Genomic DNA, 16,627 nt, shown 5'->3' with positions numbered 1-16,627 from the left:
CACTTGTATATATTATCGTAGTGGTGGTACATATGAGGGTATGTTTTATCAGTTGCCGGATGAAACAATAAGGCATTCCCTCTTAAAATCAGAATAAGTAGTACCAGTAGTGTTCTTAAAGAACTTGCTGAAATGTGCTATATCTGAAAAACCAAGATACCAGGCCACTTCTTTCATACATACGTCAGAGTAAGCTGCCCTTCTTTTGGCTTCCAGTACTATACGCTGCCTGATATGATAGCTGGCAGGATAACCACTGATCTTTTTTACGATCTCATTCAGGTAATTAGGCGTTACTGTTAGCAGGCGCGCATAATCCGCCACTTTCCTGTGCGATTTGAAGTGTACTTCCACGAGGGATTTAAAGCGTTCCATCAGCTCCAGGTTCCTGGTTTGCATAGTAGTCTGTAAAGGGCCCTGGAATTGCCTTGTCAGGTAAATAAGGAAGATCTTCAGGTAACGGCGCAGTATCTCTGTTCTGAAGAGATATACGTTATGACATTCTTTTATCATCTTCGCAATGATGCTGTTCATTTCCATTGCTATCTCTTCATCAATATATATTCCGGCCGATCGGGAAAAGGCCTGAAAAAGCCCTGAATTATAGGTCAGGTCATATTCCTGGTCGCCCAGGCAAAGGAAAGATTCGGTGAATGTGAGGATATATCCTTCCGTGTCTTCATCTGTTTTCAGCTGATGCAGCTGTCCGGGGGTGACGCAGAAGATACTGTTAGCTTTCAGTTCATGCCTGTCAAGGTCAATAATAAGGCAGCCACTGCCTTTCGTGATCCAGATGATTTCAAGATAGTTTTGCTTATGCGGATGGCTGTTATGGGTCATTATCTCTCCTTTCATTCTTCTGATAGAAAAGATCTCAAATGGCAGACTGGTGTCAGGGTCCTCTAATTTTAACAGGGGGAAAAATTCGGGATATTTCATAATTACAACAGTTTTAATAGAACAGGCTAAATACATGCCTGAGAGATAGCTGTTGAAAATCAATATTTATAGAGGATTTTGTCATATGATAATTACGATATATCGTAATATCGCCATTGTTGCTGCGAAATATCGTACTGTCATATTTTTCTTCCTGCGGTTTTATTTCATGTTATCACGCTTATCATTGTAAAGCATTGATCACCTATATATGTAACCCTCTGAATTTCCTAACTAAAAACTGATAACATGAAATCCCTTTCTGTCAAAGCACTTGCCTTGGTGGCAACTGTTGCACTTGGTTTTGCGTCCTGCAAAAAACAATCTGATGATCAAAAACTGAAAACACCGGAAACTATAGCTGCCGCCGGTTTTATCAGTAAAGACGGCGCTTTGCTGGCAGAACTTTTCAGGAAGGTGGGACCCCAGCCTGAATTCTTTACTGTACAGGCGGAAGGCCGTAAAGTACTGACCACTAAAAAGAAGGTCACATACACTATCCCTTCCCTGGCCTTTGTAAAACCTGACGGCAGTACAGCCACAGGAGTGATCACTCTTTCTTTCAAAGAGATCTTCGAACCTAAGGATTTTGTATTTGCTGACAGGCAGACTGCCTCCGGAGCTAATTTCCTCCAGTCATTCGGAGAATTCTTTGTAAGAGCTACTCAGGGTTCTACAGAGCTGAAGCTGAGACCTGGTGTTACTATCGGCGTACAGGCGCCGGCAGTAGGAAGGCCCGCCGGGCAGGAGAAGCTGCCGCTCTGGGATGGCGATACTTCCGCAACTACCACATTGAATGGGTATAACCAGTTCAATCAGCCGGTTGGTGTGGTCATACCTGTTGCCGTAGCTCCCGGTGTTGACTGGAGCCAGCTGCCAACATATGCACTGTTCAATGCCACTACAGGTACTGTCGACTTCCAGCTCTCAGATCTGCTGCGCTGGACTAACTGTGATGTGCTATACAGCACACCTACTCCAAAAACTACTGTACTGGGATACTTTAGCAACTATTTTAATGATGAAACACAGCAATCCCTGTCAGAGCAACCCAGCCTGCTTTATTTTAAGCCACAGGGCATCAATTCTGTGGTGAAATTATATAACCTTATCCTGGATGCTCCTGCAGGATTTAAGGGATTTCTGAGCTATCAGACCGCCGTTTCTGTTGGACAGAAAGGATCCTTCCTTGCCATTACGGCCCTGAATGGAAAATTCTATGCACAGCTGTTGCCAAATATAACAGTGGCGGCGCCTGCGGCTGGTACTAATTATTCTCCTATCAAATTCACATTAGCAGAGGTTTCAGCGACCGATCTGGTCAATCTGATAAATACCTTGAACACACTTTAAAAAGACAAAATTATTGGACCGGACATTGCCATAATTGCTTCTGCCTCAGGCAGAAGCAATTTTTTTATTTTCAGATTTAATGACATAAATTCGGGGTCATATAAGCCTGGTTATAACCACAGATTTTCATTTTCACACATATAAGAGAAGAACAGCCTGGCTTCAAAACAGGACAATATAACAGCACATCCCCAAAAATTTAAAACAAACCTCAAGCATGAGATACGAAACCTTACCCCAGATCGAGGCTCGTTTCAGGAACGAAGCTGCGCCTTTCCTTTCACCTTTATCAGTACCGGTGCCAAATGAATCACTCACATTGAACGGCTTACTGTATAAGCCCAACCGGAGTAATTACTATTACGAGACCAAACACCCCAAACAACGTATTGTCCTGCACTTTACCGCAGGAAATGTCAGATCAGACATGTATACCCTGACCACGCAGAGCAGGCATGTATCTGTAGCATTCGTAATAGGACGTGACGGCACCATTTACCAGCTTTTCCATTCCGGCTACTGGTCCGGCCACATAGGCGCGGGCATAGGCAACCAGGGCACAGGCAACAGCCAGGACAAAGCTACCATAGGCATAGAGATCTCCAACTATGGATTTCTTGTACCGAGGGATGGTGTACTTGAAACCATCTATTCCCGTGTAAAGAATCCTAACACAGGTGTTGTGAGCCCGCCGGATCCTTATTGTTCTCTCAATACCACGGAAGCCTATATTAAGACAGACACACCTTTCCGTGATCAGTCCTACTATGCCTCCTATACTCCTGAACAGCTGGAAAGCACTATTATCCTGCTCCGTTATCTCACGGCAAAATATAATATTCCCCGTCAGTTCCTGCCGGAAGATAAACGCTTCCTGACCACCAACGATGTGCTTGGCTTCAAAGGGATCGTATCTCATATTAACTACCGCAGCAGCGGTAAATGGGATATTGGCCCCGCATTTGACTGGGACACGCTGATCGGCGGAGTACAGGCTACTTCCTTTACACCGTCATTGGTTCGCGAAGCAACGAGAGATCTTATTGCAGGGAAAGCCGTCATTACGGATGAAGATGCGCTGCTGCAATCACAGCCGGCTACACAGATCACAGAAGGCACAGAAGAAGCTTCAGATAATGAAGGGTATAACCCTAACAATATTACAGAAGAAATCCTGGAAAAAGAACTTACTCCCGGCAGTGGTAAGGTATATGCCCTGCTTGCCGGCATCAATAACTACGACAGGGTCCGTAAACTGAACGGATGCCTGGAAGATATCAAACGTGTGAAGGAATACCTGGAGCGCCGCACAACGCTGGACTGTAAAGTTAAAACACTGCTGGATGATCAGGCCTCCCGCGCCGGCATTGCCAAAGGGTTTGAAGAACACCTGGGACAGGCAGGGAAGGATGATACAGTGCTCTTCTACTTTTCCGGCCATGGTACCAGGGAAGAAGCAGATCCGTTATGGGATGAAACAGACCAGCTGCTGGAATGTCTTGTATGTCATGACGGAGGCACTACAAGATCGCCCGAATTCCTGCTTACAGATAAAGAGCTTCGCTACCTGCTGGCAGAGCTCTATAAAAAGACACAGGCGCATATCGTTGTTATATGTGATTGCTGCCACTCAGGAGATAATACCCGTGGAGCCCTGGTAGAAGCTGCCTTTGCAGACAATACCATCGCCAAACGTATGATAGTGACTTCCCGTGTTTCTGGTGCTTTTGAGCAAAGACAATGGTCAGACTTTATGTTCAGCAGCAAAATCAGGAAAGAGGATATTGCAGGTAAGAAACCCGGCGAATTCCTGCCGGAAGGACAGCATATCCAGATAGCCGCCTGTGAGAGTGATCAGTCAGCGATGGAAGTGAACGGTGAAGGCGTCTTTACCAAACAGCTGCTGGCAGCGCTGGATGCTTCAGGAGGTAATCTTTCCTATAACGTATTACGTAACAGGATACGGCAGTACCTGCGGTTCAGTTTTGAACAGACACCACGTATCTATGCCTCAGGAAAAAACGCCGCGGCCCTGCTGGCTGCCGGTTTCCTGAACAGACCGCTGACAGACCAGACAGTTATCGCGGAAGCTACCTATAACAGTACCAAAGGCTGGCAGCTGAACATCGGCGCTATTCACGGTGTTACTGCCGATAGCAAAGTGGCGATCATCAATACAGAAAATGCACAGGAAAAGCTGAAGGCTACCATTAAAAAGGTCTTCATTGACTACAGCATTATTGCCATTACAGGTAATCTTTCTACCGGCCTTGCCCATAAAGCGGAAGTAGCCGGCCTGATGTCAGGCAACATTCTCCTGGAACTGAATAACTGGAATGGTCATCCAAAAGAAATGGATGCCTTGCTGGAAGATATCCGCACTAAAACAGACGGTCATTTCGAATTTGAGTCATCCGATAACAACAGTGCACGCAGGGCAGATTACACGGTACATATAAGGGCAGGGGAGGCCGTTATTACCCGTCCCGGCGATCCTTACAGGCCATTGGTACAGCCACAGCCGCTGATGAGCAAAGAAGACAATGCTTTCCTGCTGGAAACATTGAAACATATGTCGCAATGGCATTTCATCAAACAGTTGCAGAACGCTGACATCCCTAAAGGATTCCCTGCAAAGCCGCTGAAAATAGAGGTGACCCGGGTATTCAATGACGGCAGTAAAAAGCTGCTGGATACAGAGGGAGGCACCGCCATCCTGCAATATGAAGAGGGCGATAAGTCCCTGCAGGGCGCTTTGCAGATACAGATCACCAATACTACGAAACAGGACCTTTATGTAGCTGCCATATACCTGGACATGTTGTTCCAGTCCTTCCTTGATTTTCTGCCACAGAGAACACAGAAGCTGGAAGCGGGAGCATCCCTCTTCCTGCAGCTGGAAGGAGATGATCTGCTGCGTTTTGAACTGAGTGAAGTAGCCCGTGAATATAACTGGCCGGAGATCGCTGAATTCCTGAAATTTATAGTAAGTACTGAGGAGTTCAATGCAGAATCCCTGGTGCTGGAAGCGCTGCCAAGACCTTATATCCTGGCAGATAAGGACAGGAGAGTGATTGAAAGGAGCCTGGTGACAAGGAAGAATGATCCTGTGCAGTTCTCAGGCTGGATCACCCAGACCTTATCATTGATACAACAGAACCCATTGTACAATCATATCAGTAAAGCTACGGCAGAAGCCCTGATGGACTATGAAGAAACCGCTTTCTATGCAGCCGGACTGTACTATGATGTAACGCCTGATGAAAACGGAGAACCTTCATTGCTTAGCCTGAAGAAAGAACTGGTACTGCCGGAAGGAGAGAGAGGTATACTGGGCGATTTTAAGCTATGGGCTGCCAATACAATAGAAACATTACAACGTAAACGGCTGTACAAAAAGCTTAAGAACACCAGCAGAACACGCATAGTAGCTGAAGGCGATTCCTGGTTCCAGTATCCCATCCTGGTGCAGGATATACTGGACCATCTCTATCGTCTGTACGCCATCCGAAGCTTTGCAGAAGCAGGAGATACGATGGAAAACTATATGAAGGAACGGGAATATGTAGAGCCTATCGCAGAAGAACAGGCCATATTCTACCTGGTAAGCGGTGGCGGTAATGACATCCTGGGCAAGCAGTTCCGCGGCTCTCTGCGGGATACGCCTGACCCGAACGATGCTACCCCAAGACGTTATCTGAACGAGACTTTCTTTGATAAGCTGGATATGCTGGAAGCATGGTATAAGGAAATGTTCACCGAACTAAAGATCAGATATCCGCACCTGCGTATATTAACGCATAGCTACGACTATATTATTCCGGTAGATACTGAAATGTATCCGAAGAAGACAAGCTGGCTGGGAGTATATATGATTGAGAAGGGTATTGAACCGCAGGCTGAACGGGAAGCGCTGATCAGGTTTATGGTGGATGAATTCAATACCCGCCTGAAGAATGCTGTGAAGGCGTTCCCTGACTATGTTTCCTATATCAATGTCAGGGGCCTGGTGGCCAGGAATAGCTGGTATGATGAGATCCATCCTACTAACGATGGGTTTAAGCTGGTGGCAGACAGGTTCGTGGCTGAGATTGAAAGGCTGAAGGCCGGTTTACAGCCCATACAGGAGTTGGCAGCTGGTCCGGAACTGGTATAAAATGATAGCCGGATGAGCATTCCGCTCATCCGGCATCTCATTTCTTACTGCACCTGTTGCAGCATTGCATTCAGCATCTCTTCCGTAAATTTCCCTCCGCCCATTGTTACCAGTTTGCTGACAGGCATTTCATTCAGCACCGCCATCATCATAGCCTGCATCTTTTTCTTCGCTTCTTCCTGCGCGGGCGTCAGTTTTTCCGTACTGTTACTACCACCGCCAAACATACTGCCCATACTTTCCATCAGTTTTGCGTACAAAGCCTTTCCTTTTGGATGCTGAGCAAATTCTTTCAGCATGGAATTCCTTGTAAGAGGAGGATACAGTACGTTGGTAGGCTGTATCTCCAGTGTCTGCTGTAAAGGCAGGTTGCCAGAAGAGCCGCCGGCCAGTACAACATATTTGCCGTTACTGGTTTGCCAGTCATGTACCTTCTCGTCATAATAAGCAAAATCACGGTAGCCCAGCTCAAAATTCACAGTAGTCTCCTCGCCTGGTTGCAGCATTACTTTTGCAAAATGCTTCAGCTCTTTTTCCGGTCTTGTCACAGTCTTATCTTCATCATGCAGATAGAGCTGTACAATTTCCTTTCCTGCTACACGTCCTGTATTCTTTACTTTTACGCTTACTGTTATCTTATCTGTATCCTTTGCTGTATTACTGCTTACTTTGATACCGGTGTATGCAAAGGTTGTATAGCTTAGTCCATATCCGAAGGGGAACAGTGGCGCTACTTTCTTTGTATCATAATAGCGGTAACCGATGAAGATCCCTTCACCATACAGCGTGTTCCCGTTCCTGCCGGGAAACTCCGTGTAGGAGGGAGTATCTTCCAGTCTGGCGGCAAATGTTTCGGACAGTTTACCGGAGGGATTTACACTTCCCGTAAGAACATCACTCAGCGCTTCCCCTCCGGCCTGTCCGCCCAGCCATGCTTCCACAATACCGCGTACTTTCCCTGCCCAGGGCATGCTTACGGCAGAACCGTTCATAAGCACCACCACGGTGTTGGGCTGTACTTTAGTTACTTCTTCTATCAGCCTGTTGAAAGCAGCAGGCATGTCCATATTACTCCTGTCAAATCCTTCGCTTTCATAGCTGTCCGGCAGGCCGGCAAAGATTACCGCAAGCTGGCTGTTCTTTGCCTGTTGCTGTGCTTCTGCTATGAGTTTATCGTCTGTTGTTGCATCTGAAGTATAGCCCTGCGCATAGGAAATAACGGCCTGTTTACCTGCTGCTTTCGTCAGTGCGTCAAATACATTGGAGATCTGTGTAGGATTTACCTGTGAGCTGCCTGCTCCCTGGTAACGCGGTGTTTTGGCAAAACCACCTATCAGCGCTATTTTCTTTGTGCTGTTGAAATTAAGTGGCAGCGCATTTCCAGTGTTCTTAAGCAATACAATACATTCACTGCTGATCTTCCTGGCCAGCTGATGATGCAGCTGTTTGTCATATGTTGCATCCGCCTTATGCAACGCATGTGTTTGCAGGAACAGCGCGAGTGTCTGTACAGCGCTTTCATCAAGTTGCTGTATGCTTAAGGTGCCGCTATTAACAGCATCCACTATCTTTTTATCATTTACGCCACCATTGCCCGGCATTTCAAGATTAAGCCCCGCCTTTACGCCCACTGGCCTGTTGTTCACCGCGCCCCAGTCGCTCACAACAAATCCCTTAAAGCCCCATTGCTTACGCAGTATACTATCCAGGAGCAGACTGTTCTCGGAAGCATAGGTCCCGTTTAGTTTATTATAAGAACACATGACGGTCCATGGCTGCGCCTCTTTCACCGCGATCTCAAATGCAGGAAGATAGATTTCATGCAGCGTTCTTTCATCTACGACAGAGTTGTTTGTAAGTCTCTCAAACTCCTGGTTGTTGGCCGCAAAGTGTTTTAATGAGGTACCAACGCCCTGGCTTTGCACTCCTCTGATCAGGGCGGCGGCCATCTTCCCGGCCAGGAGAGGATCTTCGGAGAAGTACTCGAAGTTCCTTCCTCCCAGGGGGGAACGTTTCATATTCACCCCGGGCCCCAGCAGGAACTGTACGTTATTAGCCTGGCATTCTTCGCCTAATGCCTGACCCATTTCAGTGAGCAGTTCCGGGTTCCAGGAAGAGGCCAGCCCTGCAGCTGTAGGAAAACAGGTGGCGGGTACCGTAGTGGTAAAATCCACCCCCGCTGATTTGCGCAGCCCATGAGGTCCGTCAGTCATGAACACAGAGGGAATACCCAGCCGTTCAAGAGGCTTGGTGCTCCAGAAGTCCCTGCCTGAACAAATAGCGGCTTTTTCCTCCAATGTCATTTTTGCGACCAGTTCCTTTGCTTTTGCGGTATAGTCCGTCTGTGCTGCGGCAATGGTAGCTGCCAGCAGAAAGAATGAAATAAGGGTTCGTTTCTTCATAATTGTGTTTTTGATGGCAGTATCTTTTTACAGACACTTATTTTTGAGGGATTCATTAAAACTCATAAGATAAAGACGCCCAGAAACTGCGTGGCAGTATTGTTCTTCCGGCCATAGCACTACCTTTAGTTACGGTAGAGAAATCACGGAACTGATCACCTCTTACATCTCCCTCTGTCAGCGTTCTTGTGTTCAGCAGGTTATCCGCCCATACACGTATACCGATCTTTTTAGTGATATCATACCCTATACCGCCGCGCATTACCACGTAAGCCGGCAGCTGGTAGCTTTCTGATGGAGAAGTATAGCGGGCGCCTATATAGTTGGCAGAAAGATTAATGTTAAAGCGTTTCAGGTCGTATGTAACAGACAGCTCTGTATTAAGCACAGGTACCCTTTCTGTCCTGTTGCCGGTAAAGCTGTAAGTAGTATCGCCCATTTCCGCCAGTACGGTACTGTTGGTATTGGTGGAAGCTTTGTAGTCAGTGTATTTGGAGTTCTGTAGAGTACCGGTCAGCCTGATACCCAGCTGTTTAACAGGCCTGTAGGAGATCTCGTACTCAGCACTCCAGGTACGGGTGGAACCGAATGACAGTAAGTTCTGCAGCCCTGCCGTAGTAGTTGGCACCGCAATAGTAAGCGATACGTTTTTGATGGCGGAATAGCTGGCGGAAGCAAACAGCGAGAGAGGCCCCTCTGCATACTTCACGCCCAGTTCACCTAGGTAAACAGGTCTTTTCTTAATAGAAGCCGGGTTGAACTGTGTAGCGTTGTAGTCGTTCACATTCGGCGCGTTGTAAGCCTTGGTAGCTCTTGCAAACATAGCCAGGGCATTGCTGATCTTATAGTTAAGGCCCAGTGAAGCTGCCCAGTTAGTATTGGTCTCGGTATAAGGAATATAGCCCGCAATAGTAGTTGTTGCAGCTGCAGTAACATCCGGGTTACCAGCGGCATCTACGCCATAGTAAGGTCTTTTACCTTCAATATGATCATTGTCAAGTCTCAGACCTACATCCAGTCTCCACTGGTCGTCCAGGGTGATCTCATCACTCAGATAAGCGGATAATGTTCTTGTATCGCCGATCACGGTAGCGGTAGACAGTGCAGTCATACCATTTCCGGTTGGGCTGCCAGCCAGCAGCCTGCGGGGCTGCTTTTTCAGTTCCTGTGAGAAGAGGAATGTGTTGTTAGGCCCGTTGTTCACATTATATTGATAGATGCCGGCTCCGAGTGTGAGCTGGTGCTTATTTATTTTCTTCTTGAAGTCCAGGTAATCTATTATCTGTTTATCACTGTTCTTCTGGGCAATAGCTAAAGCCGTCACCACATAGTCGCCTGATTTCATTGCTGCAGGAGAACCATCGGGATAATAGTAGGAAGTAGTGCCGTTATATAGGGCTGCGCCAATAGGAATACCTACGGTATAATCTGTTTTAGCTTCCTGGTAGCGGAAGTTATTGTTGATCTGCCAGCCGTTGGACGTAACATAGTTGAATTGCAGGCCGCCGTAGCCCAGGCGGGTATGTATACCATCTGCCATATCGTAATTGAAGGTCCTGCCGGAAGGATCAGTATAGTTCCATTTGGTATCTGAGGTGGCGAGAGATTGGTTAAAGACGTCAAATCCTGCTATAGATTTAGGCTTGCCGGAACCGTCGTAGGCATAGTATCCCGGCAGCATCCATTGTACTTTATCATTCAGGTATTTACCATACACCCGTATAAATCCTTTCTTATTTTTAAAATCGAAGGTCATATTGCCTTTGATCTGTCCGCCCTGGTTAGGAGTATAGGTAGGAGGAACAATGCCTTTATCTGTGCGGTAATGTCCGCCTATATTGTATTTAATGTTATTGCTTACTTTCCCTCCTATGTTGAGGTCCAGTCTGTAGAGGTCCTGTGACAGGCCACTGGTCAGTTTTACTTTGCCATAGGTCTTGTCTCCGCCGGTATAACTGAGATTATTTACTACGGCGCCGGGAGTATTGTTCAGCAGGATAGCGGCGTTACCACCCCTGATGGCTTCAATGCCTTTAATGGTAAGGTCAGTTTTATAGTACTGGTCGGCAGAGGGGATAGAGTTAAAGCCGGTAGGTATAACAGGCAGTCCATCTTCCATAATGCCCAGGAAGATGTATCCGCCCTGTTGTGGAAAGCCTCTTACAAACACGTTTCCGGGACCGTCGCCACCGGTGCTTTCAACGGTCAGGCCGGGAATGGCTTTCAGCAGGTCTGTACTGTTCAGGGGAGCGCGGGTCTCAATATCACGGTTGCTGACAGTAGTGATGGCCACACTGGATTCTATTTTTTTCTTGGGATTGCCTCCTGTTACTACTACACCCTGCAGCTGCAGCACGTCTTCGGTCAGTACCAGGTTGATACTGACGGTGGCGTCGGCCACGATGACGCTCTGTTCTTTGGAAATATAGCCTATGGAAGATGCTACCAGCGTATAGGTGCCGGCAGGTACCCTTTTTAGCTCAAAATGTCCTTCTCCGTCTGTCAGGGCAGAGCTGTTAGTACCTTTCAGCTGAATGGTCACACCAGGCAACAGTTCTCCTTTATTGCTTTTTACCACCCCGGAGATGCCTGTTTCCCGGGGGGCAAGCTCGTCCTTTCCCTGTACATTCTCTGTATTGTACAGCAACAGCTGATCGCCCACCACCTTGTAGCCGATATGCAGCGGCAGGAATACCTGCTGCAGGAAAGTACCCAGTTTACGGTCTTTCACTACAAGGCTCAGGGTCCTGTCTGACTGTATAGCTTTGGCACTGAAGATGAAGCGTATGCCGGTCTGCACCTGTATATCGGCAATGATGGACTTCAGCTCTTTTTTGTCGGCATGTATAGAGATCGTTTTATCCAGCATATCCTGCGCCGAAGTAGGGGAGGCGTATACCGAATAAACTATCAGTATTGCAAACGTGATCTGTACTGCAGTTACTTTCATGGCAAGCAGCATTAAAGCAACAAGTTGCTTTTTTTTCATATTTTTACGTGGATTTAATCGTTAATAATAAGAGGCGGTGAAATCTTCCTGCAAGGGATAAAAACCGGTAATGTAGCAGCATCGCCGGTTTTTTTATGCAAAAAGGGTACGACTATCCAGTATTGAATAATGTAGTGTTCATAACGTGCTAATTGTATAGTAAAAATTTGCTTAATTACATCCTTTCCCCCTTATCAGGATGCGGGTGCCTTTAATCTCGTAACTGGCGCCGACCGACTGACAGACCACGGCCAGTTTTTCATAAAGTCCCTGTTGAGTGAGAGCGCCTGTAAAAGGACAGTTGTACAGGTTCTCATTGTCCACTACGATCTCTACGCCGTAATACTTTTCCAGTGCATTAATGACCATGCTGATAGGGTCATCGCTGAACTGCAGCGAAATGCCGGTATCTCCTGTTTCATTGTTCTGTGTTACTACCGGTTCAGGTGCTTCTACAAGCGTTGTTTCAAAACTGCTTTCAGATTGTCTGTAAATGACCCGCTGGTTAGGAGTAAGTATTACGCCGCTGTTGCCGGCATTTTGTTTTACTGCGACAGATGTGTGTTGTTCATAGATCTCAACCCGGCCGTTGTGTACGGATACCTGTATCTGGCCGCCGTCTTTGTCCGGATCGATGGTGAAACTAGTGCCCAAAACGTGTGTCACGAGATGGGCACTGTATACATAAAAGGGTCTGTTGGCATCTTTTTCAACGTCAAACATTGCTTTACCTTTCAGGTATACTTCTCTCCTGGTTGTGTTAAAGTGTTGCGGATATTTCATAGCCGCACCGGGATATAAAATGATCACTGTTCCATCTTCCAGCCTGATACGGCGGGAAGAGGCTGTATTATTGGTTGCTTCTGTAAAATGTGTGTCCCCGGCCGCTGCATAGATCTGTTCTGCGGTCATTGGCCTGTTGTGTGAGAAGAACAGGGCGCCTGCTATTATTACGCCGGATATGGCCGCTGCCGCCGCCCATCTCAGGGGCGTCATACGGAAACGTTTTGCCGGAGCGGCGGGTTGAAGGGCGCTGGCGCTGATCTTCTGCCAGAGACGTTCTTCTGTATGCGCCCATTCATTTTCCTGCATGGATGACAACGCTACATCATCTCCTATCAGCTCATACCAATGGTCAATCAGTACGATCTCCTCCGGAGTACATTTGTTCTCCGCATATCTTTTAAGAAAAAGCCGGAATTGATGACGGTCCATGATAGCTGATTACGGTTTATATATAGTAAGTCAGCTCAAAAGGAAAAACCCCTAAAGGGAAAGAAAAAAAATTAGAGACAGATCAGGATGGCCAGGGTATTAATAACAATAAAGTCTTTCAAACTGATACGCATCTGTTTAAGGGAACGGGTAATATGATATTCTACCGCTTTTTCGGTGAGGTTGAGATGCTGTGCTATATCTTTTACAGAGTATTTCTCAAAACGGCTCAGGGTAAATACCTCCCTGGTCTTTGGCGGCAGGCAGGATAACGCCTGTTGTATTGCATTGTGCAGGTCATTGATAATAATGGTATCTTCTGTGGAGGCATCTGTGATGGCGCCGGCCAGCTGTTTCTGACCTGCCTGCCTTACCAGCAGGGATTCCACATAGTTGATCACCTTGTATTTTACTGCTGTGAATAGATATTCCTCCAGCTTTTCTATCTGCAGATCGGCTCTTTTCTCCCACAGGCTTACAAAGATATTCTGGACAATTTCCTCTGCGGCTTCCCTGTTCTTCAGTTTATAACAGGCAACTGCAAACAACCTCTTCCAGTAGCGTTCATATAATACACGGAAAGCCTTCTCATCAGAAGCTTTTAAAAGCCGGAGCAATATATCATCGGTCAGGAGATGAAGGTTCATACGCGGAAATGTTCCCTAAAGTAAGATTTTTTTAAAAGAAAAAGGGATAGTTATTAAGTGTATAAAATACATCTTTAGGTATATTAGTTCGTAAAATCACCCTTTATTTGTCGTTTTTGCCCACTATTGTTCTTGCGCATAGGTGCTAAGTTTGTATTGTCAAAACAAACACATCATTCACTATTCAACAAACGCAAAATGAGTACAACTGAAAAAACTATCCTGACTGTAGCTGCAACCGTAAATGCACCGGTTGAAAAAGTATGGAAAACATGGAGCACCCCGGAAGATATTATGAAATGGAACTCTCCTTCTGACGACTGGCACACTCCCAGTGCCACGAACGATCTTCGCCCGGGAGGCAAATTCACTTCACGTATGGAGGCGAAAGATGGCAGCTGGGGTTTTGATTTTGCAGGTATTTATGATGCTGTAGAAGAACATAAACTGATCGAATATACGATCGCTGATGGCAGAACCGTAAAAGTCGTTTTCGAAGCAAATGGCAATACCACCACAGTAACTGAATTTTTTGAACCGGAATCAGAGAACCCGATCGAGATGCAGCAGGCCGGCTGGCAGGCTATTATGGATAATTTTAAGAAATACACAGAATCTGTATAGCATATTTTCAAAAAATCACCACCTGTACAACTGTAGCAATTAAATTCTTCAGAAAATCGCTTTTGCCTTTGGTAAAAGCGATTTTTTTTGACGGGATTACGACTATGTTCCCAGCTCCAGCTGGTTCTTTACCAGGTTGTAATAATTCATTTTTGTGGCTACCAGTTCATTGTGCGTACCGCTCTCCACGATCTGCCCATCTCTCAATACAATGATCTGGTCAGCATTTTTGACGGTAGAAAGCCTGTGGGCAATGATCACCACTGTTTTTCCGGTAAAAAAGGATTGAAGGTTGTTATGGATGACCTTTTCATTTTCAGCGTCCAGTGCAGATGTCGCTTCATCAAGGAAGAGAAATTGCGGATTCTTATATACTGCACGGGCTATCAGGATCCTTTGCCTCTGTCCGCCGGAAAGACCGTTACCTGAAGAGCCGATCTTAGTATTCAGCCCCAGCGGCAGGCTTGCAATGAATGACTGGATATTGGCGATATGCAATGCCTGCTGCAGCTTTTCTTCATCAATATGTTCATCGCCACAGACAATATTCCTTTCTATGGTATCTCCGAAAATAAAACCATCCTGCAATACCACACCACTGTTCCTGCGCAGCCACAGGTGTGATACCTCGTTCAACGGAGCGTCTCCCAGGAAGATATGGCCGTTCACCGGTTCATAGAACTTCAGCAGTAGTTTCATGAGGGTGGTTTTACCACTGCCGCTTGCGCCGACAATAGCCGTGACTTTTCCCTGTGGTATGTGGAGGTAAATATTTTTCAGAACAAATGGAGAGCTGGGGCCTTCATATTGAAAATCAACACCCGATAGCTGGAAGTCCAGGTTGTCAGAAGGACTGCCCATCAGGATCTTATCTTTAAGACTGCTCTCTTCTTCTTCTTTGTGATGCTGTATCTCGTTAAGCCGGGCCAGGCTCAGTCTGGCATCCTGCAGGGAGCGGAAGAAACTCATCAGCTGATTAATAGGCGAGTTCATCTGACCAATAATGTATGATACGCTCAACAATGCGCCCAGGGTCATTTGTTCTTTTATTACCAGTGATGCAGCCAGAAAGGTAACAAGGATGTTCTTAAGCTGGTTGAGCAGTTCAAAGCCGGATAACTGTACCTGGTTGAGCTTGAGGATACGGATATTGATCTTAAATATTTTGTGCTGTATTTTTTCCCATTCATTTCTTTTATATTCTTCAAATTGATTCAGTTTCATCTCCGTAACCCCACTCATCATTTCATAAATAGACTCCTGGTTTTCACTACGCATCTGGAAACGGAAATAATCCAGTATTTTCCTCTTTTTCAACCAGAACAATGACCATAGGACCGCCACTACGCTAAGTCCCAGGTAAACGAACAACAGTTGGGGATTGTAGTACCAGAGCACCCCAAAAAAGACCATGAAAGTGATCATGGAGAAGAAGGTAAGCAGGCTCTGGGAGGTAAGGAAAGATTCTATGCGGTCATGGTCAGAAATACGCTGGTTGAAATCGCCCATTAATTTTGTATCAAAGAACTTGATGGGCAATTTTAACAGCTTTTTCAGGAAGTCTGAAATGATCTGAATATTAATCTTTGTTCCTACTATCATCATGATCCAGTTACGCAACAGTTCCATCATAAGGCTACCGAAGTACAGACCCAGTTGCGCCAGTAATATAAGGGTGATGAAGTTGAGGTCTTTCCCGTTTACTCCTTTGTCGATCAGGTTCTGGGTAAGGAACGGAAATATCAGTGAAATGCCGGAGCCCAGCAGCAGCAGCAATAACATTGATATTAAAGAACGTTTATACGGGATCAGATAACTAAACAGGTAACGGAGTGATGCATTGTTTTCTTTTGGTGGATCCTGGTTATAAAAGTTGTCAGTAGGCTGCAGGAAAAGTGCTACGCCTTCACCATCATCAGAAATCCAGTTCTTCTCAAAACGTTCCTGTGATAAAGTAATGAGACCATGGGCAGGATCTGCTATCTTAAAATATGTTTTCCCTGTAAACAGACGCTTTTGCACTTTGCAGAGTACTACAAAATGGTTTTGGTTCCAATGCAGGATGGCGGGAAGCGGGGTATCTTTTTCCGCAAGCATATCAGGAGTAAGCTTGCCTGTTAATGTTTCCATGCCAATACGCTGAGCTGCTTCGCTGATCCCCAAAAGAGATACCCCTTCCCGGGATATAAATGAATACTCCCGCAAATAGCTCAGACCATAGATCTTACCATGACAGGATGCCACCATTGCCAGGCAAGCAGGCCCGCAATCCATCTGATCGTGTTGAGGGGAAAAGGTCATT

General features: G+C 46.2%; 9 protein-coding genes. 3 read left to right on the top strand and 6 right to left on the bottom strand.

Features of this window, described 5'->3' with window-relative positions:
• Window positions 1-48: 48 nt before the first annotated feature.
• Window positions 49-939: an AraC family transcriptional regulator gene (locus GO493_RS28900; protein WP_157309724.1), complete on the bottom strand. Its 891-nt coding sequence runs from the start codon at window positions 937-939 to the stop codon at window positions 49-51.
• Between the two features lie 249 nt (window positions 940-1,188).
• Between GO493_RS28900 and GO493_RS28895 the strand changes: the two genes are divergently transcribed.
• Both GO493_RS28895 and GO493_RS28890 read left to right on the top strand, forming a co-directional pair.
• Complete coding sequence (locus GO493_RS28895; protein ID WP_157309723.1) at window positions 1,189-2,292, top strand: hypothetical protein; 1,104 nt, start codon at window positions 1,189-1,191, stop codon at window positions 2,290-2,292.
• Window positions 2,293-2,509: 217 nt separating this feature from the next.
• Window positions 2,510-6,448: a caspase family protein gene (locus GO493_RS28890; protein WP_157309722.1), complete on the top strand. Its 3,939-nt coding sequence runs from the start codon at window positions 2,510-2,512 to the stop codon at window positions 6,446-6,448.
• Window positions 6,449-6,492: 44 nt separating this feature from the next.
• Here the strand turns inward: GO493_RS28890 and GO493_RS28885 are convergent, their stop codons facing one another.
• The 4 genes from GO493_RS28885 to GO493_RS28870 all read right to left on the bottom strand — a co-directional run bounded on the left by GO493_RS28885 (window position 6,493) and on the right by GO493_RS28870 (window position 13,701).
• Entirely contained in the window at window positions 6,493-8,850 is a 2,358-nt protein-coding gene (locus GO493_RS28885) for a glycoside hydrolase family 3 C-terminal domain-containing protein (protein ID WP_198315861.1), read from the bottom strand.
• A gap of 55 nt (window positions 8,851-8,905) precedes the next feature.
• Complete coding sequence (locus tag GO493_RS28880) at window positions 8,906-11,839, bottom strand: TonB-dependent receptor (RefSeq protein WP_157309721.1); 2,934 nt, start codon at window positions 11,837-11,839, stop codon at window positions 8,906-8,908.
• A gap of 171 nt (window positions 11,840-12,010) precedes the next feature.
• Window positions 12,011-13,054 (bottom strand): FecR family protein, encoded by a 1,044-nt coding sequence (locus GO493_RS28875; protein ID WP_157309720.1) that lies wholly within the window; start codon window positions 13,052-13,054, stop codon window positions 12,011-12,013.
• A 71-nt stretch (window positions 13,055-13,125) separates the two neighbouring features.
• Window positions 13,126-13,701, bottom strand: coding sequence for an RNA polymerase sigma-70 factor (locus tag GO493_RS28870; RefSeq protein WP_157309719.1), 576 nt, complete (start codon window positions 13,699-13,701; stop codon window positions 13,126-13,128).
• A 198-nt stretch (window positions 13,702-13,899) separates the two neighbouring features.
• On the opposite strand from GO493_RS28870, the gene GO493_RS28865 reads away from it, so the two are divergent.
• Window positions 13,900-14,325, top strand: a complete 426-nt coding sequence (locus GO493_RS28865; RefSeq protein ID WP_157309718.1) for an SRPBCC family protein — start codon at window positions 13,900-13,902, stop codon at window positions 14,323-14,325.
• A gap of 102 nt (window positions 14,326-14,427) precedes the next feature.
• On the opposite strand, the gene GO493_RS28860 is transcribed toward GO493_RS28865, so the two are convergent.
• Window positions 14,428-16,626, bottom strand: a complete 2,199-nt coding sequence (locus GO493_RS28860) for a peptidase domain-containing ABC transporter (protein WP_157309717.1) — start codon at window positions 16,624-16,626, stop codon at window positions 14,428-14,430.
• Between the last annotated feature and the right edge of the window lies 1 nt (window position 16,627).

This window comes from Chitinophaga tropicalis (assembly GCF_009758205.1).
Taxonomy (GTDB): Bacteria; Bacteroidota; Bacteroidia; order Chitinophagales; family Chitinophagaceae; genus Chitinophaga; species Chitinophaga tropicalis.
Note: the sequence above shows the minus strand (reverse complement) of the source record. Positions and strands in the feature narration are given on the sequence as shown.

Bases quoted from the DNA above. Each gene is read 5' to 3' on its own strand.
- GO493_RS28900 (WP_157309724.1), bottom strand. From the start codon at position 939: ATGAAATATCCCGAATTTTTCCCCCTGTTAAAATTAGAGGACCCTGAC.
- GO493_RS28860 (WP_157309717.1), bottom strand. From the start codon at position 16,626: ATGACCTTTTCCCCTCAACACGATCAGATGGATTGCGGGCCTGCTTGC.
- GO493_RS28880 (WP_157309721.1), bottom strand. From the start codon at position 11,839: ATGAAAAAAAAGCAACTTGTTGCTTTAATGCTGCTTGCCATGAAAGTA.
- GO493_RS28895 (WP_157309723.1), top strand. From the start codon at position 1,189: ATGAAATCCCTTTCTGTCAAAGCACTTGCCTTGGTGGCAACTGTTGCA.
- GO493_RS28865 (WP_157309718.1), top strand. From the start codon at position 13,900: ATGAGTACAACTGAAAAAACTATCCTGACTGTAGCTGCAACCGTAAAT.
- GO493_RS28890 (WP_157309722.1), top strand. From the start codon at position 2,510: ATGAGATACGAAACCTTACCCCAGATCGAGGCTCGTTTCAGGAACGAA.
- GO493_RS28885 (WP_198315861.1), bottom strand. From the start codon at position 8,850: ATGAAGAAACGAACCCTTATTTCATTCTTTCTGCTGGCAGCTACCATT.
- GO493_RS28875 (WP_157309720.1), bottom strand. From the start codon at position 13,054: ATGGACCGTCATCAATTCCGGCTTTTTCTTAAAAGATATGCGGAGAAC.
- GO493_RS28870 (WP_157309719.1), bottom strand. From the start codon at position 13,701: ATGAACCTTCATCTCCTGACCGATGATATATTGCTCCGGCTTTTAAAA.